Genomic DNA, 23,175 nt, shown 5'->3' on the forward strand with positions numbered 1-23,175 from the left:
TTTAGCGCTTGCTGTACTGCGGAGCCTTGCGGGCCTTCTTCAGACCGGCCTTCTTGCGCTCGACCGCACGGTCGTCGCGCTTGAGGAAGCCGGCCTTCTTCAGCGGGCCGCGGTTGTTGTCGACGTCCGCCTCGTTCAGCGCACGGGCGACACCGAGACGGAGCGCACCGGCCTGGCCGGAGACACCGCCACCGGAGATGCGGGCGACGACGTCGTAGCGGTCGTCGAGCTCGAGCACCTTGAACGGCTCGTTGACTTCCTGCTGGTGCACCTTGTTCGGGAAGTAGTCCTCGAGGGTGCGACCGTTGATCTTCCACTTGCCGGTGCCCGGGACGATCCGGACACGGGCGATGGCGTTCTTGCGACGGCCCAGGCCGGCGGCCGGCTGGGGCTCGCCGAAGCGGGACGCCATGGACTCCGAGGTGTACTCACCCTCGACGGGGACCTCGGACTCGGTGGTGTAGCTGTCGATGTCGATCTCTTCGAGCGGCTGCTCGGCAGTGGTCTCGGCCACGATGCTCCTCAGATTCTCTTCAGTCTTAGGGGGTGGCCGGACTTACTGCGCGACCTGGGTGATCTCGAACGGCTGCGGCTGCTGCGCGCCGTGCGGGTGCTGGTCACCCTTGTAGACCTTCAGCTTCGAGAGCATCTGACGGCCCAGCGTGTTCTTGGGGAGCATGCCCTTGACGGCCTTCTCGATGGCCTTCTCGGGGTTCTTGTCGAGCAGCTCGTCGTAACGGACGGAGCGCAGACCACCCGGGTAGCCGGAGTGGCGGTACGCCATCTTCTGGGTCCGCTTGTTGCCGGACAGGTGCACCTTGTCCGCGTTGATGATGATGACGAAGTCACCAGCGTCGACGTGGGGCGCGTAGATCGGCTTGTGCTTGCCCCGGAGGAGCGTCGCGGCAGTGGTGGCGAGACGACCCAGGACAACGTCCTGGGCGTCGATGACGTGCCACTGGCGCGTCACATCGCCGGGCTTGGGGCTGTACGTACGCACGGTTCGTAGCCTTCGCTTCGAGTGAATGGTCCATAACTGGTCACCGAAACGATCACGACAGCCTGGACCGCACTGCGGCGACGCATACCGCGTACGTGGGGTCGCTGGTCATCGGCCCGGTGGACCGGTGTAAGGGCCCGTCCCGTGAGAATGAGCAAGCCAATACACAACGAACAAGCAGAATACCGGGGCGCACCACAAGGGTCAAAACGCGGTATCACCGCAGCCGCTCCGTCACCGAAACACACAGGGCGGCACAGAGCGTGACGACCCTGCGCAGCGTGCGCCGCCGCGGCGGCCGTACATACGGGAACACCGACGAGACCAGCACGTCCACGGCGACCGCGGCACACCACCGCAGCACGGACCTGCCGGCGCGCGGACGGCGGAACGCCCCCAGCGCCCCCACCACGACCGACGGCCACGCCCCGGCCGCGAGGGCCGGCCACGACAGCAGACACACCAGCAGCACCACGGTCGGCAGCAGTCGCCCCAACCACCCGCAGATGTCGCCTTTGCCCGTGCGCATGGGAGGAACGCTAGGGGTTCGGGAGCCCAACCGGGCGGACCAGCGCGCCCCTTGTCCCGTCTAAGATGCGCCCCATGAGCTATGGGCAGGGGGGACCTGAGTCCCAGTGGGATCCCTGGAAACCGCAGTCGCAGCAGCCCTGGAACAGCGGGGGCGGCCAGTCCCCGGACTGGGCGGCGCTCGCTGAGGCTTCCGAGGCGCGCAACAAGCGACGACGGGTCCTGCTGATCGGCGGCGGCGCGTTCGCCACGGTCGCGATCGGCACCGCCGTCGCGGTGGCCGTCGTCTCGGCGGGCGGCGACAACCAGGGCAAGCCCACCTCCCTGCCCTCGTCCGACATCCCCAGCCAGACCGCCTCGGCCCCGTCCTTCGCCCCTACCAGCGCCCCGCCGCCGCTGGACCCGAAGGACTTCATCGCCAGCGCCAAGAAGGACAAGGCCCCGCTCAGCCCGGACACGCTCTTCCCGGGCACCCAGCTCACCGTGGGAGAGACGGTCTACAAGAAGGGCCCGACGGCGGACACGAGGAACTGCGCCTCGGCGGCCGGCGGCACCCTTCCCAAGATCCTCACCGGGAACGACTGCACCCGCCTGATACGGGTGACCTACGTCAAGGACGGCGTCGCGGTGACGGTCGGCGTGGCCGTCTTCGACACCGAGGCACAGGCCGCCAAGGCAAGGGCCCAGTCCACCAAGAAGAGCTACATCAAGTCACTGTCCGGCGGTGGCGTGAAGCCCTTCTGCGAGTCCGGCTTCTGCCGCACCACCGGCAACTCCTACGGCCGCTACGCCTACTTCAGCAACGCCGGCTTCACCAGCGGCAAGAACGTGACGCCCAAGGACACCGCGGTCTACCGGACCGGGGACGACCTGGCCCAGTTCACGTTCAACCAGATCCGCCGCCGCGGCGAGGCCCAGGCCTCTGCCGCGGCGAACGAGTGACCGGACGTCAGCAGCAGCCGGCCGACGGCAGCGACCGCTTGTTCCGCGCCTCCTTGCTGCGCGCGGCGAGCAGCTCGTCGGCCGGGTAGCCGACCTCCTCCAGGGTCAGCCCGTGCGGCCGTACGACGTGCACGGCCGAGTCCCGCACACCGGCGGCCAGCACCTTGCCCGGCCAGTCGGCCGGCCGGTGCCCGTCCCCGACGAACAGCAGCGCCCCGATGAGCGAGCGCACCATGTTGTGGCAGAAGGCGTCGGCCCGCACGGTCGCGGTGATGATCCCGTCGTCACCGCGCGCCAGACTCAGCTCCTGCAGCGTGCGGATGGTGGTCGCCCCCTCCCGCTTCTTGCAGTAGGCGGCGAAGTCGTGCTCCCCCAGCAGCCCCCGCGCCGCCTCGTTCATGGCGTCCACGTCGAGGGGCCAGTCGTGCCACAGCACATGGCTGCGCAGCAGCGGGTCGACGCCGCCGGGGTTGTCGGTGACCCGGTAGGCGTACCGCCGCCAGACCGCCGAGAAACGGGCGTTGAAACCGCTGGGCGCCTCCCTGAGGGCCCAGATCCGTACGTCCCGGGGCAGCCGGCCGGCCATCCGCTTCAGCAGCTTCTGGTGGTGCTCCGCCCACACCTCGCGCGGCAGATCGACGTGGGCGACCTGCCCCCGCGCGTGCACCCCGGCGTCGGTACGCCCCGCGACGGTCAGCTCGTACGTCTCACGCGACCGCGTCACGGTCCGCAGGGCGTCCTCGATCTCCCCCTGCACCGTCCGCCGCCCCCCGGCCTGCTTGGCCCACCCGGAGAACTCACTCCCGTCGTACGACAGATCGAGCCGGACCCGGACGCGGCCGGCCTCTACTTCGTCACTCACCCCAGGATCCTCTCACCGAAACGAAGGCGGGCCCGTCCCCCTCAACAGGGGAACGGACCCGCCAGCAACGCCCTTCAGGGGCGCGGGGAACTGTGCGAACAACCACGACGAAGCCGCAGCCGCCGACGCACAGCCCCCCGGCAGACGCTTACGCGTCCTTCGACTCCTCGGCGTCCTTGGACTCCTCGGCCTTGGTCGTGTCGACCTGAGCCTCGGCAGCCTCGGCGTCCTTCGCGGCGCGCTTGGTCGCGGCCTCGGCCTCGCCCGTCGCCTCCTGCGCCACCGTCAGCGCCTCGACCAGCTCGATGACAGCCATGGGCGCGTTGTCGCCACGGCGGTTACCGATCTTGGTGATGCGGGTGTAGCCACCCGGACGGTTCTCGTAGCGCGGGCCGATCTCGGTGAAGAGCGTGTGCACGATGCTCTTGTCCGTGATGACCTGGAGCACCTGACGGCGGTTGTGAAGGTCGCCCTTCTTCGCCTTGGTGACCAGACGCTCGGCGTAGGGACGCAGCTTGCGCGCCTTCGCCTCGGTGGTGGTGATGCGGCCGTGCTCGAACAGCGCCTTCGCGAGGTTCGCGAGGAGGAGCTTCTCGTGCGCGGCGCTGCCGCCCATACGGGCACCCTTGGTGGGCTTCGGCATGGTGTTTCTCCTAGGTGTCTGCCCCGGCCGTATCAGGTACCGGGGTCAGTATCTGAGCAGACGGTCGCCTGTCAGAGATCCGGGAGCCGCCCCGAAGGGGCGCTCCCGGAGGGGGCGCGGGGAACTGCGCGATCGAGCACAGCGCACCCGCACCCGAGTACGGACCGGAAGGCCCGAGCTCTCAGTACTGCTCGGTCTCCACGAAGCCCGCGTCCGCGTCGTCGTCGGCGCCGAAGGCGTCAGCGGCGGCGGTCGGGTCGAATCCGGGCGGGCTGTCCTTCAGGGCCAGGCCCATGCCGGCCAGCTTCGCCTTGACCTCGTCGATCGACTTCGCACCGAAGTTGCGGATGTCCAGCAGGTCGGCCTCGGAACGCGCCACGAGCTCACCCACGGAGTGGATGCCCTCGCGCTTGAGGCAGTTGTACGACCGAACGGTGAGCTCCAGCTCCTCGATCGGCAGCGCCAGATCGGCGGCCAGGGCGGCGTCCGTCGGGGACGGGCCCATGTCGATGCCCTCGGCGTCGATGTTGAGCTCGCGGGCCAGACCGAACAGCTCGACCAGGGTCTTACCGGCCGACGCCATGGCGTCACGCGGACGCATGGCCTGCTTGGTCTCGACGTCGACGATCAGCTTGTCGAAGTCGGTCCGCTGCTCGACACGCGTGGCCTCGACCTTGTACGTGACCTTGAGCACGGGGCTGTAGATGGAGTCGACCGGGATACGGCCGATCTCCTGGCCCACCTGCTTGTTCTGCACGGCGGAGACGTAACCGCGGCCACGCTCGACCGTCAGCTCCATCTCCAGCTTGCCCTTGCCGTTGAGCGTGGCGAGGACCAGGTCGGGGTTGTGCACCTCGACACCGGCCGGGGGCGCGATGTCGGCGGCGGTGACCAGACCCGGGCCCTGCTTGCGCAGGTACATCACGACCGGCTCGTCGTGCTCCGAGGAGACGACCAGCTGCTTGATGTTGAGGATCAGGTCGGTGACGTCCTCCTTGACACCCGGCACGGTGGTGAACTCGTGCAGGACGCCGTCGATGCGGATGGACGTGACCGCCGCACCCGGGATCGAGGAGAGGAGGGTCCGGCGCAGGGAGTTGCCGAGGGTGTAACCGAAGCCCGGCTCCAGCGGCTCGATCACGAACCGGGAGCGGAACTCGTCGACGACCTCTTCGGTCAACGAGGGACGCTGAGCGATCAGCATGTGTGGATCAGATCCTTCTTTCGTGGACGCCCGCTATATGACGCCCGACGGAAACCGCACCGGGAAAAGTGCGGGTACTGCAAGGGTACGGGCGATACGGCCCTTTTACGGAGCCGTACCGCCCGGAACCACGGTCTGCGTTCAGCAGCCTCGCGTCAGACGCGACGGCGCTTCGGCGGACGGCAGCCGTTGTGCGGGGTCGGGGTGACGTCCTGGATGGAGCCGACCTCGAGGCCCGTGGCCTGCAGGGAGCGGATCGCGGTCTCACGACCGGAACCCGGGCCCTTCACGAACACGTCGACCTTGCGCATGCCGTGCTCCTGGGCGCGGCGGGCAGCCGACTCGGCGGCCATCTGCGCGGCGAACGGCGTGGACTTCCGGGAGCCCTTGAAGCCGACGTGGCCGGCGGAGGCCCAGGAGATCACGTTGCCGGACGGGTCCGTGATCGAGACGATCGTGTTGTTGAACGTGCTCTTGATGTGCGCGTGGCCGTGAGCGACGTTCTTCTTTTCCTTGCGGCGCACCTTCTTGGCAGCGCCCTGACGACCCTTGGGGGGCATCTATAACTCCTACGGGAGGTGGTCGGTCCTACAGCGAAGACCGTGGACAGGCGTCCGCTGTGGACTACTTCTTGCCCGGCTTCTTCTTGCCGGCGATGGCGCGACGCGGACCCTTGCGGGTACGAGCGTTGGTGCTGGTGCGCTGACCGCGGACGGGCAGACCACGACGGTGACGGAGACCCTGGTAGGTACCGATCTCGACCTTGCGGCGGATGTCGGCCTGGATCTCGCGACGGAGGTCACCCTCGGTCTTGATGTTGTTGTCGACGTACTCGCGGATCGCGACCAGCTGCTCCTCGGAGAGGTCCCGAACACGGGTGTTCGGGTCCACGCCGGTGGCGGCCAGCGTCTGCTGGGAGAGAGTCCGGCCGATGCCGAACACGTAGGTGAGGGCGATCTCCACGCGCTTTTCGCGCGGGATGTCAACACCGGAAACGCGTGCCATTCAATGGCTCCAGTTACTTGTCGGAGGTCTTCCACAGAACCGACGCCCAGCCGCCGTACCAGGTACGAACTGGGTCCCCAGCCTCCGAACCGGGGGTGTCAGGCGGACGCTCGTTCGCCTGGGTCCTGCGTATGAACATATTCAGCTCGCGTCGCGCGAATCTCTGCGATGAAGGCAGAGGGATCGGTCGTGCGTCAGCCCTGGCGCTGCTTGTGGCGCGGGTTGTCGCAGATGACCATGACCCGGCCGTGACGGCGGATCACCCTGCACTTGTCGCAGATCTTCTTGACGCTCGGCTTGACCTTCATTAGGTGAGGTTCTCCGGGTCAGTGCCACCACCCCGCCCGGAAGCGGGATGCGGGCAAGATCTACTTGTAGCGGTAGACGATCCGGCCACGGGTCAGGTCGTACGGAGACAGCTCCACCACGACCCGGTCGTCAGGGAGGATGCGGATGTAGTGCATGCGCATCTTGCCGCTGATGTGTGCCAGGACCTGGTGGCCGTTCTGGAGCTCGACCTTGAACATGGCGTTCGGAAGAGACTCGACGACAGTGCCCTCGATCTCGATGGCACCTTGCTTCTTGGCCACGCTTCGCCCTTCGAATCGACTACCTTGATCGACTCTGCGCGGGGCGCATGCAGGCATGCGGGTACACAAGAGCCGACGAGTCAGTCTACGACAGGGCCCTCGGAAACACGAATCGAGAGAGTCTGCCCCAGCGGGCAGATCTTTAAGCGCCGGTAGGGGGGCGCGGGGAGCTGCACGAAGAACCCCCACGGCCGGCAGCCGCCGACGGCCCGAACCGCCCGGCCGGGAGGGCACTCAGCCCGGCATCGCTCAGCCCAGCGGATCCGGCGCAGCCGTGACGCCCAGCTCGGCGAGCTTCGCCTTCCCCCCGTCGGGAGCCGTCAGCACGAGCGGCCCCTCCTCGGTCAGGGCAACCGAGTGCTCCCAGTGCGACGACCACGTACCGTCCGTCGTGATGACGGTCCAGTCGTCCTCGAGGACCTCCGTCTTCGGCGTCCCCAGGGACACCATCGGCTCGATCGCCAGGCAGAGGCCGGGCACCAGCTTCGGCCCCTTGCCACGCCGCCGGTCGACGTAGTTCAGCAGGTGCGGGTCCATGTGCATCTCGGTGCCGATGCCGTGGCCGCCGTAGTCCTCGATGATCCCGTACTTGCCGCCACCGGGCTTGGGCTGGCGGCGGATGTACGTCTCGATGGCCCGGGAGACGTCGACCAGGCGGTTGCCCTGCTTCATGGCCGCGATGCCGGCCCACATCGACTCCTCGGTCACCCGGGAGAGCTCGATCAGCTCCGGGGAGTGACCGGAGCCCACGAAGACCGTGATCGCGGCGTCACCGTGCCACCCGTCCACGATCGCCCCGGCGTCGATGGAGATGACATCGCCGTCCTGCAGCACGGTCTTCCGGTCGGGAATGCCATGCACCACGACATCATTCACGGACGTGCAGATATTGCCGGGGAAGCCGCCGTACCCCAGGAAATTCGGCTTCGCCCCGTGATCGGCCAGCACCTTCGCCGCGATCTCGTCCAGTTCCTTGGTGCTCACCCCGGGCTGCGCAGCCTCGGCGCAGGCCTTGTGCATGGCGGCAACGACAAGCCCCGCAGCCCGCATCTTCGCAATCTGCTCGGGATTCTTGATCTGCACCATCTGGGCTGCCGCCTCCTGCCGCGGGTGTACGTCTATCCCCTACACGATACGCGTCCACCCGGGCCGAAGCCGGGGCTACGGCACTCAGGACAGGCCTCGCACGGCCGGACTCCCCGGGGGCCCGCCAGGGTCACCATGCCGAGTCACACCTGCACCCTGAGCAACAAAAGGCGTTGACGAACACAACAAGCCACTCTAGCCTCGCAGTTGCCGCCTGGCGATGTCAGGTGCATGCACTCAGGACCACACACTTCGGACCGGATACACGGTCCTCACCAACGGGGGTAAGAATGATCAAGAGAGCTCTGTCCCACCTGGCCATGGCCGGTGCCGCCGCCACTCTGATCGGCTTCACCGCGGCCTCGCCCGCCATGGCCGGCGACGAGGGGCCCCTCTGGCACACCAACCGGGGCACGGTGACGTTCAACGACGACGGTGACGACATCACGGTCTGCGACAAGCGGGCTGACGGCGCCGGCGTCACGGGGTACCTGGAGCGGCTCAACAGCAGCGGCACCGGTCTGGTCTGGGTCATCAAGGAAGACGACGGCGGAGACGCCGGCTGCGACCGGTCCAACAACGGTTACGACATGGTCGGCAACATCTCGCACGGTCTGGCCATCTGCTGGAACGGCGACAACACCTGCGTCCGCTCGAACTGGTTCTTCGACGAGTAGGCCGCTTCCGCACAGAGGTGAGGCCTCCACGGTGACCTCGCCGGTGTGACGGCGCATGACATCGCCGCTGCTCGAAAACTCCGGCCGGTGCAGACGATCGATCGATTCGTCTGCACCGGCCGGAGCTTTTTGTGTGTGCGCGGTCCCAGGCGCACATCCGCCCGGGACCGCGGAGGCAGTCAGCGCTCGGTGAAGACCGGGGTCCAGCGGCCCACGTAGTCTTCCTGAGCTTTACGGAAGCCCGAGAGCGGCGTCACCTTGTCGCCTTCCAGGCCGACCAGGACGAGCTGGTTGCGGAACTCACTCTCGCCGGGCTTGCACTGGCTGGGGTCACACCGCCAGGCGATGAGGTGGGTGTCGTCCGCCCACGCGAGAAGCTGCTGTCCGGGTACGACTGCGCTCCGTTTGCCGGTCCTCGCGTCCAGCACCGCGGAAACGATCTGGCCGTCCTCACCCCCCGCGAAGCCACCGGTCATGAGTTTTCCATCCGGGGACGTGACCGCCGGCGGAAAGACCAGATCGGTCTTCTGCTGCGGAAGCGACTTCAGACGGCCGTCCACGTCGTAGTAGTTCCTGCCCGGCTTGTCGAGCCTTTGCTCCCACAGCAGCTCGCCGTCACGGCTCCAGCTGAAGTCCTGTCGCCCGGTGCCGGCCATGACCGCGAGACTGTCCTTCTTGGCCGGCCGCTCGTGGAACTTCGCCCGGCCGGAGTCGACGTCGATGACATAGAAGCCGGTACGGCTCTGCTTCGGCCCCGGCACCTCCTTGACATCGCCCTTCTTCGAGCCGTCCTGCACACGCACCGGCGCGTCCCGGAAGAGGCCGTCCGGGTGGTCGCTGTACGCCGTGGCCACCAGGCGCTCGCCGTCCGGCGAGAACTTCACACCGCCGACGCCCTTGCCGACGTCGATCCAGCGCTCGACCTTGCCCGTGGACAGACTCATCAGGCCTATGCGGTCGGCGGGCAGATCGCCCTCCAGCACCGCGGCCGTCTTCATCCCGGGAGCGACATCGACCCAGGCCCAGTCGGTCTTCTCGTACCGCTTGGTCGCGGAGTTGTACAGATTCCACTCACGTGCCTTAACGGCATCTCCACCCGGCTGCTGCACGAGCTTCGAGGTGTAGTACGCCGAGACGGCGACCTGCCCTGCGGCTATCAGCTCGCGCGGCGGGGACTGGTCCGGACGGGCCACCACGCCCGAGACCTCGGAAGGCTTCTCCGGATCACCGCCCGTCAGGGCCAAGGACACCCCGATGACTGCACCGACCACTGCGACCGCGGCGACCGCCAGGCCGAGTCCCCTACGGCGGAGCAGCGACGGCTGTTCCCGCCCGGTGGAATCGTCGGACCGTGGCACCTGTTCGAGCTTGATGGCCATACCTCCTCGGCAGAGCACTTTCGGGGAACCCAAGAAGGAAGGCAGCGGCCCCCCGTGGGGAGCCGCTGCCTTCCTTTGCAACCTGTTACGAGCCGGGCAACGCCGACATGGCCCGTTTCGTCACGACCGCCACCTTCCCCATGGCGGAGACCGTGGTCACAAGGCCCTGGGCCTTGTAGTAGTCGATGATCGGCTCGGTCTGCGTGTGGTAGACCTCCAGCCGCCGACGCACCGTGCCCTCATGGTCGTCATCACGCTGGTAAAGTCCACCACCGCACACGTCGCACACGCCCTCCGCCGCGGGCGGGTTGTACGTGACGTGGAACACGTGCGCCGAGTCGTTGCGGCAGATCCGCCGACCGGCGATCCGCTTGACGACCTCCTCCTCGGGGACCTCCAGGTCCAGCACCGCATCGATCTTCATGTCCGCTTCACGCAGCATCTCGTCGAGCGCTTCCGCCTGAGCGACGTTCCGCGGGAAGCCGTCGAGGAGGAAGCCCCCGGCCGCGTCCGGCTGCTGCATGCGGTCGCGCGCCATCCCGATGGTGACCTCGTCGGGCACCAGCTGTCCCGCGTCCATGTAGGACTTCGCACGCAGCCCGAGCTCTGTGCCCTGGCTGATGTTCGCGCGGAACAGGTCGCCCGTGGAGATGTGCGGAATCGACAGGTTCTTGGCGAGGAACGCGGCCTGCGTTCCCTTACCGGCACCCGGCGGCCCGACGAGGACGATACGCATCAGCGGAGGAACCCTTCGTAATTGCGCTGCTGGAGCTGGCTCTCGATCTGCTTCACGGTCTCGAGGCCGACACCCACGATGATCAGGATGCTGGTCCCGCCGAACGGGAAGTTCTGGTTTGCCTCGAAACCAACCAACGCCATCGTCGGTACGAGAGCAATCAGACCCAAGTACAGCGAACCCGGCCAGGTGATCCGGTTGAGTACGTAGCTCAGGTACTCAGCGGTCGGCCGGCCAGCCCGGATGCCCGGGATGAAGCCACCATACTTCTTCATGTTGTCGGCGACTTCCTCGGGGTTGAAGGAGATCGCCACATAGAAGAACGCGAAGAAAACGATCAGCAGGAAGTACGAAATGATGTAGTACGGGTGGTCGCCCTTGACGAAGTGCTGCTCGATCCAGGTCTTCCAGCCCGACTTGCCTCCGGCGAACTGGGCGACCAGCGCGGGGATGTACAGCAGCGACGAGGCGAAGATGACGGGGATCACACCCGCCTGGTTCACCTTGAGCGGGATGTAGGTGGACGTACCGCCGTAGGAGCGACGGCCGATCATGCGCTTGGCGTACTGCACCGGGATGCGGCGCTGGGCCTGCTCGACGAAGACCACCAGGCCGACCATGACGAGGCCGACCACGATCACGGTGCCGAACTCGATCCAGCCGCCTGCCAGGGAGCCCTCCTGCTTGATGGCCCACAGCGCGGACGGGAAGGTGGCGGCGATCGAGATGAACATCAGGATCGACATGCCGTTGCCGATGCCGCGGTCGGTGATGAGCTCACCGAGCCACATCACGGCCGCCGTACCGGCGCACATCGTGATGACCATGGTGATGGTGACGAAGATCGACTGGTCGGGGACGATCTGGTTGGCCACCGGGCAGCCCTGGAACAGAGCGCCGCTGCGGGCGGTGGCGACGAGGCCGGTGCCCTGAAGGACGGCGAGGGCGATCGTCAGGTAGCGGGTGTACTGCGTGATCTTCGCGGTGCCGGCCTGGCCCTCCTTCTTCAGGGCTTCCAGGCGCGGGATCACCACGGTCAGCAGCTGCAGAATGATGCTCGCCGTGATGTACGGCATGATGCCCAGCGCGAAGATCGTGATCTGCAGCAGCGCGCCGCCGCTGAACATGTTGACCAGGCCGAAGATGCCCTGGTTGGCCTGGGCGTTGTCGATACAGGTCTGGACGTTCCGGTAGTCGACGCCGGGGATCGGGATGTGCGTGCCGACCCGGTAGACCACGATGATGCCGAGCGTGAAGAGCAGCTTCTTGCGCAGGTCGGGCGTCTTGAACGCCCGGGCGAACGCGGTGAGCACGGTGCCTCCTGCGACCCCCGCGCAACTGCGTCAAGGGTGACGTCTTGAGAGTCCAATAGAACAACGACAGGAATAACGGTCCACTGCCGCCCAGAGTGCCCGTAGTGCAGCACCCTGTGAAAAGTGGGCAGTGCAGGCCACCTTACCGGCGAGACTGCCGCCCTAGGAACGACCGACCGGGGATACCCCATTTGTGGGGTATCCCCGGTCGGGATCGCTCAGGTCATCGAGACGCCTGTGGTGTTCAGACGAGCTCGGTGACAGAACCGCCGGCGGCGGTGATCTTCTCCTTGGCGGAGCCGGAGACGGCGTCGACCGTCACCTGCAGCGCCACGGAGATCTCGCCCTGGCCGAGGACCTTGACGAGGCTGTTCTTGCGAACGGCCCCCTTGGCCACCAGACCCTCGACGGTGACCTCGCCACCCTCGGGGTAGAGCGCGGCCAGCTTGTCGAGGTTCACGACCTGGAACTCGGTCTTGAACGGGTTCTTGAAGCCCTTCAGCTTCGGGAGACGCATGTGGAGGGGCATCTGGCCACCCTCGAAGCGCTCCGGAACCTGGTAACGGGCCTTCGTGCCCTTGGTACCACGACCGGCCGTCTTACCCTTCGACGCCTCACCACGACCCACACGGGTCTTGGCGGTCTTGGCGCCCGGGGCGGGACGGAGGTTGTGGATCTTGAGCGGGTTCTGCTCCGCCATGATCAGTCGACCTCCTCGACCGTCACGAGGTGGCGGACGGTGTGCACCATGCCGCGGAACTCGGGGCGGTCCTCCTTGACGACCTGCGTGTTGATGCCCTTGAGACCAAGGGAACGCAGGGTGTCACGGTGGTTCTGCTTGCTGCCGATGTAGGACTTGACCTGCGTAATCTTGAGCTGCGCCATGATTACGCACCCGCCCCGGCACGCGCACGGAGAAGAGCCGCGGGGGCGACGTCCTCGAGGGGCAGACCACGGCGGGCCGCGATCTCCTCGGGACGCTGCAGACCCTTGAGGGCCTCCACGGTCGCGTGCACGATGTTGATCGCGTTGTCGGAGCCGAGCGACTTCGACAGCACGTCGTGGATACCGGCGCACTCGAGCACGGCACGCACCGGACCACCGGCGATAACACCGGTACCGGGCGACGCGGGCTTCAGGAGCACGACGCCGGCAGCCTTCTCACCCTGGATGGGGTGCGGGATGGTGCCCTGGATACGGGGGACCTTGAAGAAGTGCTTCTTGGCCTCCTCAACACCCTTGGCGATGGCGGCCGGCACCTCCTTGGCCTTGCCGTAACCGACACCCACGGTGCCGTCACCGTCGCCCACCACGACCAGCGCGGTGAAGCTGAAGCGACGACCACCCTTCACAACCTTGGCGACGCGGTTGATCGCGACAACGCGCTCAACGTACGCGGTCTTCTCGGCGGCAGCAGCGCCGCCGTCACGGCCCTTCCGGTCCCGCCGCTCGCCGCCACCGGCACCGCCACCGCGGCGCTGGGGTCCAGCCATTGGAATTACCTCTCTCTGTTTCCGCTAGCTACGGAACCGACTCAGAACTTGAGTCCGGCCTCGCGGGCGGCGTCCGCCAGGGCGGCGATGCGCCCCGCGTACTGGTTACCACCACGGTCGAACACGACGGCCTCGACACCGGCGGCCTTGGCGCGCTCGGCGACCAGGGCGCCGACCTGCTTGGCCTGCGCGGACTTGTCGCCCTCGCCACCGCGGATCGAGGTGTCCAGGGTGGACGCCGACGCCAGGGTGTGACCCTTGATGTCGTCGATCACCTGAGCCACGATGTGGCGGTTCGAGCGGGTGACGACCAGGCGCGGACGCTCCGCCGTACCGTTGATGTGCTTACGGATACGAATGTGGCGGCGCTTGATCGCGGCGCGCTTGTAGGCGTCGCCCTTGAGGATCTTCTGCCCGTATGCCATGGCTTACTTACCCGCCTTTCCGACCTTGCGGCGGATGACTTCGCCCTCGTACTTGACGCCCTTGGCCTTGTACGGGTCGGGCTTGCGCAGCTTGCGGATGTTGGCCGCAACCTCGCCGACCTTCTGCTTGTCGATGCCCTCGACCGAGAAACGGGTCGGGGACTCCACCTTGAAGGTGATGCCCTCGGGGGCCTCGACCAGGATCGGGTGGCTGTAGCCCAGGGAGAACTCCAGGTTGGAGCCCTTGGCCAGGACACGGTAGCCGACACCGCTGATTTCGAGCTTCTTGACGTATCCCGTGGTCACACCGGTGATCATGTTCGCCACCAGCGTGCGGGACAGGCCGTGCAGGGCCTTGCTCTGCCGCTCGTCGTTCGGCCGCAGCACCTGAAGGGTGCCGTCCTCGGCCTTCGCGATGTCGATCGGCGCGATGACGGTGTGGGTCAGTTCGCCCTTGGGGCCCTTGACCGCGACCGTACGGCCGTCGATGGTGACGTCCACGCCGGCGGGAACCGGGATGGGGAGCTTGCCGATACGCGACATTGCTGTCTCTCCTCCGTTCCCGAATTACCAGACGTAGGCGAGGACTTCCCCACCCACGCCCTTCTTCTGCGCCTGCTGGCCGGTCAGGAGACCGTGGGACGTGGAGATGATGGCCACGCCCAGGCCGCCCAGAACCTTCGGCAGGTTGGTGGACTTCGCGTACACCCGGAGACCGGGCTTGGAGATCCGCTTGATGCCCGCGATGGAGCGCTCACGGTTGGGGCCGAACTTCAGCTCCAGGACGAGGTTCTTGCCGACCTCGGCGTCCTCGACCTTCCAGCCCGTGATGAAGCCCTCCTGCTGGAGGATCTCCGCGATGTGCGACTTGATCTTGGACGCCGGCATCGTCACGGAGTCGTGGTATGCCGAGTTCGCGTTCCGCAGACGCGTCAGCATGTCTGCGATCGGATCAGTCATGGTCATGAATTGGCCTTCGGCCTCTCTCGCCGGGGTTTCCTGGTGCGCCATCCCTCTCCCCGATCCGAGACGGGACGGGTGCGGCGCGGTGGACCTACGGCGTAGTAAGCATTCAATGAGCGGACAGGTGTCCGCGGCGTACGGGCGGCGGCAGACGCCCAACCCCACAAGCCTAAGCCATGCGGGCCGGGCGTCCTGCCACCCCTACGTGCTTACCGAGAGCCCTGCGAATCCCTGTTGGGGGATTACCAGGAGCTCTTGGTCACGCCCGGCAGCTCGCCACGGTGAGCCATCTCACGAAGGCACACGCGGCAGAGGCCGAACTTGCGGTACACGGAGTGCGGGCGGCCGCAGCGCTGGCAACGGGTGTAGCCACGCACACCGAACTTGGGCTTGCGAGCAGCCTTAGCGATCAGAGCCTTCTTCGCCATCTCGCTCACGCCTCCTTGAAGGGGAAGCCGAGGTGACGAAGGAGCGCGCGGCCCTCAGCGTCGTTGGTCGCCGTGGTCACCACGGTGATGTCCATACCCCGGGTGCGGTCGATCTTGTCCTGGTCGATCTCGTGGAACATGACCTGCTCCGTGAGACCGAAGGTGTAGTTGCCACGGCCGTCGAACTGCTTGGGGGACAGGCCGCGGAAGTCGCGGATGCGCGGCAGCGCGAGCGACAGGGTGCGGTCCAGGAACTCCCACATGCGGTCGCCACGAAGCGTGACGTGGGCACCGATCGGCTGGCCCTCACGCAGCTTGAACTGCGCGATGGACTTGCGGGCCTTGGTGACGGCCGGCTTCTGGCCGGTGATCGTGGTGAGGTCCTTGATGGCACCCTCGATCAGCTTGGAGTCGCGGGCGGCGTCGCCCACACCCATGTTGACCACGATCTTGACGAGACCGGGGATCTGCATGACGTTCTCGTACTTGAACTCGTCACGCAGCTTGCCCGTGATCTCCTCACGGTACTTCTGCTTCAGACGCGGGCTGGTGGTGGTCGTCATCAGATGTCCTCACCCGTCCGCTTGGCAACGCGGATCTTGTTGCCTTCGTCGTCGAAGCGGTAACCGACGCGGGTCACGACCTTGTTGCCGTCCTTCTCCACGACCAGCTGGACGTTGGAGACGTGGATCGGCGCCTCGGTGGTGACGATGCCGCCGGCCTGCGAACCGCGAGCCGTCGGACCGGCCTTGGTGTGCTTCTTGACCCGGTTGACACCCTCGACCAGGACACGCTCGTCGCGCGGGAAAGCGGCGATGACCTTGCCCTGCTTGCCCTTGTCCTTACCGGTGATGACCTGAACCAGGTCGCCCTTCTTGATCTTCATGCTCACAGCACCTCCGGCGCGAGGGAGATGATCTTCATGAACTTCTTCTCGCGCAGCTCCCGGCCCACCGGGCCGAAGATACGGGTGCCACGAGGGTCGCCGTCGTTCTTGAGAATGACGGCGGCGTTCTCGTCGAAGCGGATGTACGAGCCGTCCGGACGGCGGCGCTCCTTGACGGTGCGAACGATGACCGCCTTGACGACGTCACCCTTCTTCACGTTGCCACCGGGGATCGCGTCCTTGACGGTGGCGACGATGACGTCACCGACACCCGCGTAGCGGCGACCGGAGCCACCGAGCACACGGATGCAAAGGATTTCCTTCGCACCAGTGTTGTCGGCGACACGCAGTCGCGACTCCTGCTGGATCACGTCTATCTCCTGATTGTCTGCCGGTTCCCGGGGAGAAGCGTGAATGACTCACGCGTCTCCCCGAGCCTGGCGGAACGATTCCTAGGGGGTCCCCCTAGGAGGGATGTGCTTGCCTTCGGAATCCCCTTGCGGGAATTACTTGGCCTTCTCGAGGATCTCGACGACGCGCCAGCGCTTCGTCGCGGACAGCGGCCGGGTCTCCATGAGGAGGACGCGGTCGCCGACACCCGCGGCGTTCTGCTCGTCGTGGGCCTTGAGCTTGCTCGTACGGCGGATGACCTTGCCGTACAGCGCGTGCTTGACGCGGTCCTCGACGGCGACGACGACGGTCTTGTCCATCTTGTCGCTGACGACCAGACCCTCACGGGTCTTGCGGAAACCGCGGTCCGTCTTGGTCTCTTCAGTCACGTTGCTCTCGCTCATCAGGCGCTCTCCACCGTCTCGATGCCCAGCTCGCGCTCACGCATCAGGGTGTAGATCCGCGCGATGTCCTTACGGACGGCCTTGAGCCGGCCGTGGTTCTCGAGCTGGCCCGTCGCCGCCTGGAAGCGGAGGTTGAACAGCTCTTCCTTGGCCTCGCGGAGCTTGTTGAGGAGCTCCTCGTTGCCCAGCTCGCGCAGCTCGGACGCCTTGGTACCGGCCGACATCACGCTTCACCTGCCTCGCGCTTGACGATCTTGCACTTCATCGGCAGCTTGTGAGCCGCACGGGTCAGGGCCTCGCGCGCGATCTTCTCGTTGGGGTACGACAGCTCGAACATCACACGTCCGGGCTTGACGTTGGCGATCCACCACTCAGGAGAACCCTTACCGGAACCCATGCGGGTCTCGGCGGGCTTCTTGGTGAGGGGGCGGTCCGGGTAGATGTTGATCCAGACCTTGCCGCCACGCTTGATGTGGCGGGTCATGGCGATACGAGCGGCCTCGATCTGACGGTTCGTCACGTACGCCGGGGTCAGCGCCTGGATGCCGTACTCGCCGAACGCGACCTGCGTGCCACCCTTGGACATGCCGTTGCGCTTGGGGTGGTGCTGCTTGCGGTGCTTGACCCTACGGGGGATCAGCATGACGGTCAGGCCTCCGTTCCGGTGCTCTCAGCCGGAGCGGCGGCGGCGGGAGCCTCGGCCTTGGGGGCCTCGGCGCCGGCAGCCTGCTGCGGCTTGCGACCGCGCCCGCCACGCTCGCCACCGCGGCCACCACGGGCCGGGCGGTCGGCGCCACCACGGGCCGGGCGGTTACCCGCACGGGCCGCAGCGTTCTCGGCGCGGACCTCGGCGATGTTCTTGACGTCGCCCTTGTAGATCCAGACCTTCACGCCGATGCGGCCGAAGGTCGTCTTGGCCTCGAAGAAGCCGTAGTCCACGTTCGCGCGGAGCGTGTGCAGGGGCACACGGCCCTCGCGGTAGAACTCCGAGCGGGACATCTCGGCGCCACCGAGGCGGCCACCGCACTGGATCTTGATGCCCTTGGCGCCGGCCTTCATCGCCGACTGCATGCTCTTACGCATGGCGCGGCGGAAGGAGACGCGGGAGGAGAGCTGCTCGGCGACGGCCTGGGCAACCAGCTGAGCGTCCGTCTCGGGGTTCTTGACCTCGAGGATGTTCAGCTGGACCTGCTTGCCCGTGAGCTTCTCGAGGTCACCGCGGATGCGGTCGGCCTCGGCGCCACGGCGGCCGATGACGATGCCCGGACGAGCGGTGTGGATGTCCACACGCACGCGGTCACGGGTGCGCTCGATCTCGACCTTGGAGATGCCGGCGCGCTCCATGCCGGACGTCATCATCCGACGGATGGCGACGTCTTCCTTGACGTAGTCCTTGTACAGCTTGTCGGCGTACCAACGCGACTTGAAGTCGGTCGTGACACCGAGCCGGAACCCGTGCGGGTTTACCTTCTGGCCCATTACCGGGTTCCTTCCTTGCTGCTGACGACCACGGTGATGTGGCTGGTCCGCTTGCGGATCCGGTAGGCACGGCCCTGGGCGCGCGGACGGAACCGCTTCAGGGTCGGGCCCTCGTCGACGTAGGCCTCGGAGACGAAGAGGCTGTCGACATCGGTGTGGTCGTAGTTGTGCGCGGCGTTGGCGATGGCGCTGTCAAGCACCTTGCCGACCGGCTGGCTCGCGGCCTGCGGGGCGAAACGCAGGACCGCCTGAGCCTCCGTGGCGTTCATGCCACGGATGAGGTCCACCACGCGGCGGGCCTTCATGGGCGTGACGCGGATGTACCGCGCCTGGGCCCTGGCTTCCATGGTTGTCCTTCCAGTGTCTGTCATGGTCATTCCACCCCGCGCTTAGCGGCGCTTCGACTTCCGGTCGTCCTTGACGTGACCCCGGAAGGTGCGCGTCGGCGAGAACTCGCCGAGCTTGTGGCCGACCATCGACTCGGTGACGAACACCGGAATGTGGGTCTTGCCGTTGTGCACCGCGAGCGTGTGGCCGAGCATGGCCGGCACGATCATGGAGCGACGGGACCAGGTCTTGATGACGTTCTTGGTGCCGGCTTCGTTCTGGGCGTCCACCTTCTTGATCAGGTGGTCGTCGACGAAGGGCCCCTTCTTCAAGCTACGAGGCATCTCAACCCGTCCTTAGCGCTTCTTGTTCGTCTTGCGGCGGCGGACGATGTACTTGTTCGACGCCTTCTTGGGCGAACGAGTACGGCCTTCCTTCTTGCCCCAGGGGGACACCGGGTGACGACCACCCGAGGTACGGCCTTCGCCACCACCGTGCGGGTGGTCCACCGGGTTCATGACCACACCACGCACGGTCGGGCGAACGCCCAGCCAGCGCTTACGGCCCGCCTTACCCCAGTTGATGTTGCTCTGCTCGGCGTTGCCCACCTCGCCGACCGTGGCGCGGCAGCGCTGGTCGACCAGGCGGATCTCACCGGACGGCATGCGGAGGTGGGCCATCGAGCCCTCCTTCGCGAGCAGCTGCACCGAGGCGCCGGCGGAGCGGGCGAACTTCGCGCCGCCGCCCGGACGCAGCTCGATGGCGTGCAGCGTGGTACCGACCGGGATGTTGCGCAGGGCAAGGTTGTTGCCCGGCTTGATGTCGGCCCCGGGACCGTTCTCGACGCGGTCGCCCTGGCTCAGGCCACGCGGCGCGAGGATGTAGCGCTTCTCGCCGTCCGCGTAGTGCAGGAGCGCGATGCGCGCGGTGCGGTTGGGGTCGTACTCGATGTGCGCGACCTTCGCCGGCACGCCGTCCTTGTCGTGACGACGGAAGTCGATCACGCGGTAGGCGCGCTTGTGGCCACCACCCTGGTGGCGGACGGTCACACGACCGGAGTTGTTACGGCCACCCTTGCTGTGCAGGGGGCGGACCAACGACTTCTCCGGCGTGGACCGCGTGACCTCGACGAAGTCGGCGACGCTGGAGCCACGACGGCCCGGCGTAGTCGGCTTGTACTTGCGGATTCCCATTTCTCAGTCCTCGTCCGATATCGGACGATCCGGACCGCCCTTAGGCGGTCGGACCGCCGAAGATGTCGATACGGTCGCCCTCAGCGAGGGTCACGATCGCGCGCTTGGTGGACGCGCGCTGGCCGAAGCCGGTGCGGGTCCGCTTGCGCTTGCCCTGGCGGTTGATCGTGTTGACCCCGGTGACCTTGACCGAGAAGACCGCCTGGACGGCCTGCTTGATCTGGGTCTTGTTGGCGCTCGGGTCCACGACGAACGTGTACTTGCCCTCGTCGAGGAGCGCGTAGCTCTTCTCGGAGACGACCGGCTTGAGCAGCACGTCACGGGGGTCCGTGAAGGACTTGCTCAGCGGGGTCTCGACGGTGTTCTTGCCCTCGGCGGCGTGGCGGCGCGCCTTGGCGACGCGCGCGGCCTTGGCCTTCTTCGCCGCCTTGGAGGCGATAGCGGGGTGACGGATAGCCATCAGACCTCGCTCCCTTCGGTGTCATTGGCCTTCGGGCCGGACACGAAGGACTCGAAGGCGGCCTGGGTGAAGACCACGTCGTCCGAGACGAGAACGTCGTACGTGTTCAGCTGGCCCGGCTCCAGGATGTGGATCTGGGGCAGGTTGCGGGCGGACAGCCACGCGGCCTCGTCGGCGCGGTCGACGACCAGGAGCAGGTTCTTGCGCTCCGAGATCTTGCCGAACAGCGTCTTGGCGGCCTTCGTCGACGGGTTGTCACCCTCGACGACGCCGGAGACGACGTGGATGCGGTTGTGGCGGGCCCGGTCGGTGAGGGCGTGACGCAGCGCGGCAGCCTTCATCTTCTTGGGCGTCCGCTGCGAGTAGTCACGCGGCACGGGACCGTGCACGACGCCACCACCGGCGAACTGCGGCGCGCGGGTCGAACCCTGACGGGCGCGACCGGTGCCCTTCTGGCGGTACGGCTTCTTGCCACCGCCGCGGACCTCGCCACGGGTCTTGGTCTTGTGCGTGCCCTGACGGGCAGCGGCCAGCTGTGCGACGACGACCTGGTGGATCAGCGGAATGCTGACCTTCTCGACGTCGAAGATCTCCGCGGGGAGCTCGACGGAACCGGCCTTGTCGCCCGCCGGCGAAAGGATGTCAACAGTGCTCATCGGTTACCTCAGGCCCCCTTGGCCGCGGTGCGGACCAGGACGAGGCCGCCGTTCGGACCGGGAACCGCGCCCTTGATGAGCAGCAGACCCTTCTCCGCGTCAACGGCGTGGACGGTCAGGTTCTGGGTGGTGACCCGCTCGTTGCCCATGCGACCCGCCATGCGGAGGCCCTTGAACACACGGCCCGGGGTGGCGCAGCCACCGATGGAACCGGGAGAGCGGTGCTTGCGCTGGGTGCCGTGTCCGGCGCCGAGGCCCTTGAAGTTGTGACGCTTCATGACACCGGCGAAGCCCTTGCCCTTGCTCTTGCCGGTCACGTCGACCTTGATGCCGGCCTCGAACACCTCGGCGGTGATCTCCTGGCCGAGGGTGTACTCGCTGGCGTCAGCGGTACGGATCTCGACGAGGTGGCGGCGGGGAGTGACGTCGGCCTTGGCGAAGTGGCCCTTGAGGGGCTTGTTCACCTTGCGCGGGTCGATCTCGCCGAACGCGATCTGGACGGACTCGTAGCCGTCGACGTCGTTCGTACGGACCTGGGTGACGACGTTGGGGCCGGCCTTGACGACGGTGACCGGAACAACACGGTTGTTCGCGTCCCACACCTGCGTCATGCCGAGCTTCTCGCCCAGGATGCCCTTGATCTGCTTAGCCATTCTCAGATCACCGGCCTTCAGAGCTTGATCTCGATGTCGACACCGGCCGGGAGGTCGAGTCGCATCAGAGAGTCAACGGTCTTGGGGGTCGGGTCGAGGATGTCGATCAGGCGCTTGTGCGTGCGCATCTCGAAGTGCTCGCGCGAGTCCTTGTACTTGTGCGGCGACTTGATGACGCAGTACACGTTCTTCTCAGTGGGCAGCGGCACCGGGCCCGCGACCGACGCACCAGTGCGGGTCACCGTCTCGACGATCTTCTTCGCCGAGGAGTCGATGACCTCGTGGTCGTAGGCCTTGAGCCGGATGCGGATCTTCTGTCCCGCCATGGCTACTCAGTAGTCCTGTCTCTCTAACGCTCTGGAACCCGGCGGATTCCTTCTGCTGCCTTCGTTCCTCCGACCCACGCGGTCGGGCGTGTCGCACTCTCGCTGACACGGATGTCCCTTGTTCGAACATCCCTGCGGGATTACGCACGGCCCTTCCGGAACCGCAGGCCGGGGGCGAAGGCCCACCGGGTGCCTGGCCAGTGCCGCACCGCACTTCCCGAAAGATTCCCGTACGTCCGCCCCAGCGCTGCCTTACGGCAGTTAGGGCGACGAGTACTGTGGGACTCGCTTCCGGTCCCCCCGGCGGGAGGCGCGCAGCATCAACACTCGACCGAGCAACTCGGACAGTCTGCCATATGGGGCGGCGGCTACGCCAATCGAGCCGGAGAGAATACCCCGGGGGTGACGTAGGTCAAACCGGTGGGCGAGCGAGGGCGAGGATGGCCCTTCGGGCGGTCCACCGCCCAGCCGCTCGGGCCCGGGCCCCCGAGCGCTTCGTCAGATACCCCAGGGATCGGGGTGTGGCTTGAGTGCCGGGTCCTGGGACCAGGTCAGACGCTTCTCGATCTGGTCCCCGGTGAGGTGTACGAGCCGGTCGGCCGCCCAGCCGTTCCACTGGACCGCACCAGGAAACTGCGGCAGCCGGAAAGCGGCAAGCCGCGTCGGCAGCTCCTCGACGCGGTACACCGGCTTCCTGACTTCCCCGTCCAGCCGCCTCGGCTTCGACGACTTGCGCAGATCGAGGCAGTCGACCACCTGTTCCACCAGGTAGACAAAGTACTCATCGTACTTGGCGCCCTTGATCTCGACGGGCACCAGACGACCGGCCGACGACAACGCTTCCCCCAAGCCGTCGGCGAGACGCCGGCTGAGTACGGGGGCGCCCGGTCTGCCGGAGGGGAACTCGCTCTTGGCCCAACGCCGCTCGCCCATCCACTCCGCGCTCAGCCGGACGGGCGGCTCCTTACCGTCGCCGGCACTCTGCCAGCGCATGAGCTGACGCACTCCGACACTGTCGAGATGCAGCTGCTGGTACTCACTGAGGCTCGGCAGGAGCCGGTATACCGACAGCGCTCCACCGGGCACGTCAGTCATTGCGTCACCATCCTTGTCCATCGTCACACCGG

Annotated in this window: 38 protein-coding genes; 2 read left to right on the forward strand and 36 right to left on the reverse strand. The window is 66.7% G+C overall.

Annotation, left to right across the window (positions count from 1 at the left end):
* Nucleotide 1: 1 nt before the first annotated feature.
* The 3 genes from rpsI to ACFCXS_RS02300 form a co-directional block, all read right to left on the reverse strand.
* The gene (rpsI, locus tag ACFCXS_RS02290) at nucleotides 2-514 is read right to left on the reverse strand and encodes a 30S ribosomal protein S9 (RefSeq protein WP_062928598.1); all 513 of its coding nucleotides are present in this window, start codon (nucleotides 512-514) and stop codon (nucleotides 2-4) included.
* 42 nt (nucleotides 515-556) lie between these two features.
* Nucleotides 557-1,000 (reverse strand): 50S ribosomal protein L13, encoded by a 444-nt coding sequence (gene rplM / locus ACFCXS_RS02295; RefSeq protein WP_033308956.1) that lies wholly within the window; start codon nucleotides 998-1,000, stop codon nucleotides 557-559.
* A gap of 217 nt (nucleotides 1,001-1,217) precedes the next feature.
* Complete coding sequence (locus ACFCXS_RS02300; RefSeq protein WP_376641091.1) at nucleotides 1,218-1,529, reverse strand: hypothetical protein; 312 nt, start codon at nucleotides 1,527-1,529, stop codon at nucleotides 1,218-1,220.
* A 74-nt stretch (nucleotides 1,530-1,603) separates the two neighbouring features.
* On the opposite strand from ACFCXS_RS02300, the gene ACFCXS_RS02305 reads away from it, so the two are divergent.
* A complete protein-coding gene (locus tag ACFCXS_RS02305; RefSeq protein WP_376641093.1) occupies nucleotides 1,604-2,470 on the forward strand; it encodes a hypothetical protein in 867 nt (288 codons plus the stop codon).
* A gap of 7 nt (nucleotides 2,471-2,477) precedes the next feature.
* Here ACFCXS_RS02305 and truA read toward each other — a convergent pair whose 3' ends face one another.
* The 8 genes from truA to map all read right to left on the reverse strand — a co-directional run bounded on the left by truA (nucleotide 2,478) and on the right by map (nucleotide 7,860).
* Complete coding sequence (gene truA, locus ACFCXS_RS02310; protein ID WP_376641095.1) at nucleotides 2,478-3,332, reverse strand: tRNA pseudouridine(38-40) synthase TruA; 855 nt, start codon at nucleotides 3,330-3,332, stop codon at nucleotides 2,478-2,480.
* A gap of 148 nt (nucleotides 3,333-3,480) precedes the next feature.
* A complete protein-coding gene (gene rplQ, locus ACFCXS_RS02315) occupies nucleotides 3,481-3,975 on the reverse strand; it encodes a 50S ribosomal protein L17 (protein WP_053674528.1) in 495 nt (164 codons plus the stop codon).
* 181 nt (nucleotides 3,976-4,156) lie between these two features.
* The gene (locus ACFCXS_RS02320) at nucleotides 4,157-5,179 is read right to left on the reverse strand and encodes a DNA-directed RNA polymerase subunit alpha (RefSeq protein WP_003966937.1); all 1,023 of its coding nucleotides are present in this window, start codon (nucleotides 5,177-5,179) and stop codon (nucleotides 4,157-4,159) included.
* Between the two features lie 155 nt (nucleotides 5,180-5,334).
* On the reverse strand, nucleotides 5,335-5,739 hold the full coding sequence (gene rpsK, locus ACFCXS_RS02325; RefSeq protein ID WP_003956432.1) for a 30S ribosomal protein S11: 405 nt from the start codon (nucleotides 5,737-5,739) through the stop codon (nucleotides 5,335-5,337).
* A gap of 64 nt (nucleotides 5,740-5,803) precedes the next feature.
* A complete protein-coding gene (rpsM, locus tag ACFCXS_RS02330) occupies nucleotides 5,804-6,184 on the reverse strand; it encodes a 30S ribosomal protein S13 (RefSeq protein ID WP_004984507.1) in 381 nt (126 codons plus the stop codon).
* Nucleotides 6,185-6,378: 194 nt separating this feature from the next.
* Nucleotides 6,379-6,492: a 50S ribosomal protein L36 gene (gene rpmJ, locus ACFCXS_RS02335; protein ID WP_003974245.1), complete on the reverse strand. Its 114-nt coding sequence runs from the start codon at nucleotides 6,490-6,492 to the stop codon at nucleotides 6,379-6,381.
* 60 nt (nucleotides 6,493-6,552) lie between these two features.
* Nucleotides 6,553-6,774, reverse strand: a complete 222-nt coding sequence (infA, locus tag ACFCXS_RS02340; RefSeq protein WP_003948620.1) for a translation initiation factor IF-1 — start codon at nucleotides 6,772-6,774, stop codon at nucleotides 6,553-6,555.
* A 249-nt stretch (nucleotides 6,775-7,023) separates the two neighbouring features.
* Nucleotides 7,024-7,860: a type I methionyl aminopeptidase gene (map, locus tag ACFCXS_RS02345; protein ID WP_376641098.1), complete on the reverse strand. Its 837-nt coding sequence runs from the start codon at nucleotides 7,858-7,860 to the stop codon at nucleotides 7,024-7,026.
* Between the two features lie 290 nt (nucleotides 7,861-8,150).
* Between map and ACFCXS_RS02350 the strand changes: the two genes are divergently transcribed.
* A complete protein-coding gene (locus ACFCXS_RS02350; RefSeq protein WP_376641100.1) occupies nucleotides 8,151-8,537 on the forward strand; it encodes a hypothetical protein in 387 nt (128 codons plus the stop codon).
* Between the two features lie 179 nt (nucleotides 8,538-8,716).
* On the opposite strand, the gene ACFCXS_RS02355 is transcribed toward ACFCXS_RS02350, so the two are convergent.
* The 25 genes from ACFCXS_RS02355 to ACFCXS_RS02475 form a co-directional block, all read right to left on the reverse strand.
* The gene (locus ACFCXS_RS02355; RefSeq protein ID WP_376641101.1) at nucleotides 8,717-9,916 is read right to left on the reverse strand and encodes a hypothetical protein; all 1,200 of its coding nucleotides are present in this window, start codon (nucleotides 9,914-9,916) and stop codon (nucleotides 8,717-8,719) included.
* A gap of 85 nt (nucleotides 9,917-10,001) precedes the next feature.
* Nucleotides 10,002-10,652 (reverse strand): adenylate kinase, encoded by a 651-nt coding sequence (locus ACFCXS_RS02360; RefSeq protein ID WP_376641103.1) that lies wholly within the window; start codon nucleotides 10,650-10,652, stop codon nucleotides 10,002-10,004.
* Nucleotides 10,652-11,965 carry a preprotein translocase subunit SecY gene (secY, locus tag ACFCXS_RS02365; protein WP_376641105.1) on the reverse strand — a complete coding sequence of 438 codons (1,314 nt, stop codon included), beginning with the start codon at nucleotides 11,963-11,965 and terminating at the stop codon, nucleotides 10,652-10,654. Before secY ends, ACFCXS_RS02360 begins: the two co-directional genes overlap by 1 nt.
* Before the next feature lie 244 nt (nucleotides 11,966-12,209).
* Nucleotides 12,210-12,665 (reverse strand): 50S ribosomal protein L15, encoded by a 456-nt coding sequence (gene rplO / locus ACFCXS_RS02370; RefSeq protein ID WP_030839644.1) that lies wholly within the window; start codon nucleotides 12,663-12,665, stop codon nucleotides 12,210-12,212.
* A 2-nt stretch (nucleotides 12,666-12,667) separates the two neighbouring features.
* Nucleotides 12,668-12,850 carry a 50S ribosomal protein L30 gene (gene rpmD, locus ACFCXS_RS02375; RefSeq protein ID WP_003974250.1) on the reverse strand — a complete coding sequence of 61 codons (183 nt, stop codon included), beginning with the start codon at nucleotides 12,848-12,850 and terminating at the stop codon, nucleotides 12,668-12,670.
* Between the two features lie 2 nt (nucleotides 12,851-12,852).
* Entirely contained in the window at nucleotides 12,853-13,458 is a 606-nt protein-coding gene (rpsE, locus tag ACFCXS_RS02380; protein ID WP_009190144.1) for a 30S ribosomal protein S5, read from the reverse strand.
* A gap of 41 nt (nucleotides 13,459-13,499) precedes the next feature.
* Nucleotides 13,500-13,883, reverse strand: a complete 384-nt coding sequence (gene rplR / locus ACFCXS_RS02385; RefSeq protein ID WP_007494754.1) for a 50S ribosomal protein L18 — start codon at nucleotides 13,881-13,883, stop codon at nucleotides 13,500-13,502.
* 3 nt (nucleotides 13,884-13,886) lie between these two features.
* On the reverse strand, nucleotides 13,887-14,426 hold the full coding sequence (rplF, locus tag ACFCXS_RS02390; protein ID WP_352101244.1) for a 50S ribosomal protein L6: 540 nt from the start codon (nucleotides 14,424-14,426) through the stop codon (nucleotides 13,887-13,889).
* 24 nt (nucleotides 14,427-14,450) lie between these two features.
* Nucleotides 14,451-14,849, reverse strand: a complete 399-nt coding sequence (rpsH, locus tag ACFCXS_RS02395) for a 30S ribosomal protein S8 (protein ID WP_104789270.1) — start codon at nucleotides 14,847-14,849, stop codon at nucleotides 14,451-14,453.
* Nucleotides 14,850-15,088: 239 nt separating this feature from the next.
* A complete protein-coding gene (locus ACFCXS_RS02400; protein ID WP_003948630.1) occupies nucleotides 15,089-15,274 on the reverse strand; it encodes a type Z 30S ribosomal protein S14 in 186 nt (61 codons plus the stop codon).
* A gap of 5 nt (nucleotides 15,275-15,279) precedes the next feature.
* Complete coding sequence (gene rplE / locus ACFCXS_RS02405; protein ID WP_003992366.1) at nucleotides 15,280-15,837, reverse strand: 50S ribosomal protein L5; 558 nt, start codon at nucleotides 15,835-15,837, stop codon at nucleotides 15,280-15,282.
* Nucleotides 15,837-16,160, reverse strand: coding sequence for a 50S ribosomal protein L24 (gene rplX / locus ACFCXS_RS02410; protein WP_376641110.1), 324 nt, complete (start codon nucleotides 16,158-16,160; stop codon nucleotides 15,837-15,839). Before rplX ends, rplE begins: the two co-directional genes overlap by 1 nt.
* Nucleotides 16,161-16,162: 2 nt before the next feature.
* Nucleotides 16,163-16,531, reverse strand: a complete 369-nt coding sequence (gene rplN / locus ACFCXS_RS02415; protein ID WP_041985720.1) for a 50S ribosomal protein L14 — start codon at nucleotides 16,529-16,531, stop codon at nucleotides 16,163-16,165.
* Between the two features lie 135 nt (nucleotides 16,532-16,666).
* Nucleotides 16,667-16,954, reverse strand: a complete 288-nt coding sequence (gene rpsQ, locus ACFCXS_RS02420; protein WP_030839660.1) for a 30S ribosomal protein S17 — start codon at nucleotides 16,952-16,954, stop codon at nucleotides 16,667-16,669.
* The gene (rpmC, locus tag ACFCXS_RS02425; RefSeq protein WP_010036720.1) at nucleotides 16,954-17,178 is read right to left on the reverse strand and encodes a 50S ribosomal protein L29; all 225 of its coding nucleotides are present in this window, start codon (nucleotides 17,176-17,178) and stop codon (nucleotides 16,954-16,956) included. Before rpmC ends, rpsQ begins: the two co-directional genes overlap by 1 nt.
* On the reverse strand, nucleotides 17,178-17,597 hold the full coding sequence (gene rplP / locus ACFCXS_RS02430) for a 50S ribosomal protein L16 (RefSeq protein ID WP_003992362.1): 420 nt from the start codon (nucleotides 17,595-17,597) through the stop codon (nucleotides 17,178-17,180). Before rplP ends, rpmC begins: the two co-directional genes overlap by 1 nt.
* Before the next feature lie 5 nt (nucleotides 17,598-17,602).
* A complete protein-coding gene (gene rpsC, locus ACFCXS_RS02435; protein ID WP_030317320.1) occupies nucleotides 17,603-18,433 on the reverse strand; it encodes a 30S ribosomal protein S3 in 831 nt (276 codons plus the stop codon).
* The gene (rplV, locus tag ACFCXS_RS02440) at nucleotides 18,433-18,780 is read right to left on the reverse strand and encodes a 50S ribosomal protein L22 (protein WP_031141295.1); all 348 of its coding nucleotides are present in this window, start codon (nucleotides 18,778-18,780) and stop codon (nucleotides 18,433-18,435) included. Before rplV ends, rpsC begins: the two co-directional genes overlap by 1 nt.
* Before the next feature lie 42 nt (nucleotides 18,781-18,822).
* Nucleotides 18,823-19,104, reverse strand: a complete 282-nt coding sequence (gene rpsS, locus ACFCXS_RS02445) for a 30S ribosomal protein S19 (protein ID WP_003992359.1) — start codon at nucleotides 19,102-19,104, stop codon at nucleotides 18,823-18,825.
* A 12-nt stretch (nucleotides 19,105-19,116) separates the two neighbouring features.
* Nucleotides 19,117-19,953, reverse strand: a complete 837-nt coding sequence (gene rplB, locus ACFCXS_RS02450; protein WP_031141294.1) for a 50S ribosomal protein L2 — start codon at nucleotides 19,951-19,953, stop codon at nucleotides 19,117-19,119.
* A gap of 40 nt (nucleotides 19,954-19,993) precedes the next feature.
* Nucleotides 19,994-20,413 (reverse strand): 50S ribosomal protein L23, encoded by a 420-nt coding sequence (gene rplW, locus ACFCXS_RS02455; protein ID WP_031105224.1) that lies wholly within the window; start codon nucleotides 20,411-20,413, stop codon nucleotides 19,994-19,996.
* Nucleotides 20,413-21,069 (reverse strand): 50S ribosomal protein L4, encoded by a 657-nt coding sequence (rplD, locus tag ACFCXS_RS02460; protein ID WP_344459254.1) that lies wholly within the window; start codon nucleotides 21,067-21,069, stop codon nucleotides 20,413-20,415. Before rplD ends, rplW begins: the two co-directional genes overlap by 1 nt.
* A gap of 8 nt (nucleotides 21,070-21,077) precedes the next feature.
* Complete coding sequence (gene rplC, locus ACFCXS_RS02465) at nucleotides 21,078-21,722, reverse strand: 50S ribosomal protein L3 (protein WP_033308969.1); 645 nt, start codon at nucleotides 21,720-21,722, stop codon at nucleotides 21,078-21,080.
* 17 nt (nucleotides 21,723-21,739) lie between these two features.
* On the reverse strand, nucleotides 21,740-22,048 hold the full coding sequence (rpsJ, locus tag ACFCXS_RS02470; protein WP_003948644.1) for a 30S ribosomal protein S10: 309 nt from the start codon (nucleotides 22,046-22,048) through the stop codon (nucleotides 21,740-21,742).
* A 498-nt stretch (nucleotides 22,049-22,546) separates the two neighbouring features.
* Nucleotides 22,547-23,164 (reverse strand): hypothetical protein, encoded by a 618-nt coding sequence (locus tag ACFCXS_RS02475; protein WP_376641506.1) that lies wholly within the window; start codon nucleotides 23,162-23,164, stop codon nucleotides 22,547-22,549.
* Nucleotides 23,165-23,175: the final 11 nt, after the last annotated feature.

The sequence above is a fragment of the Streptomyces sp. NPDC056373 genome, assembly GCF_042262425.1.
Classification (GTDB): domain Bacteria; phylum Actinomycetota; class Actinomycetes; order Streptomycetales; family Streptomycetaceae; genus Streptomyces.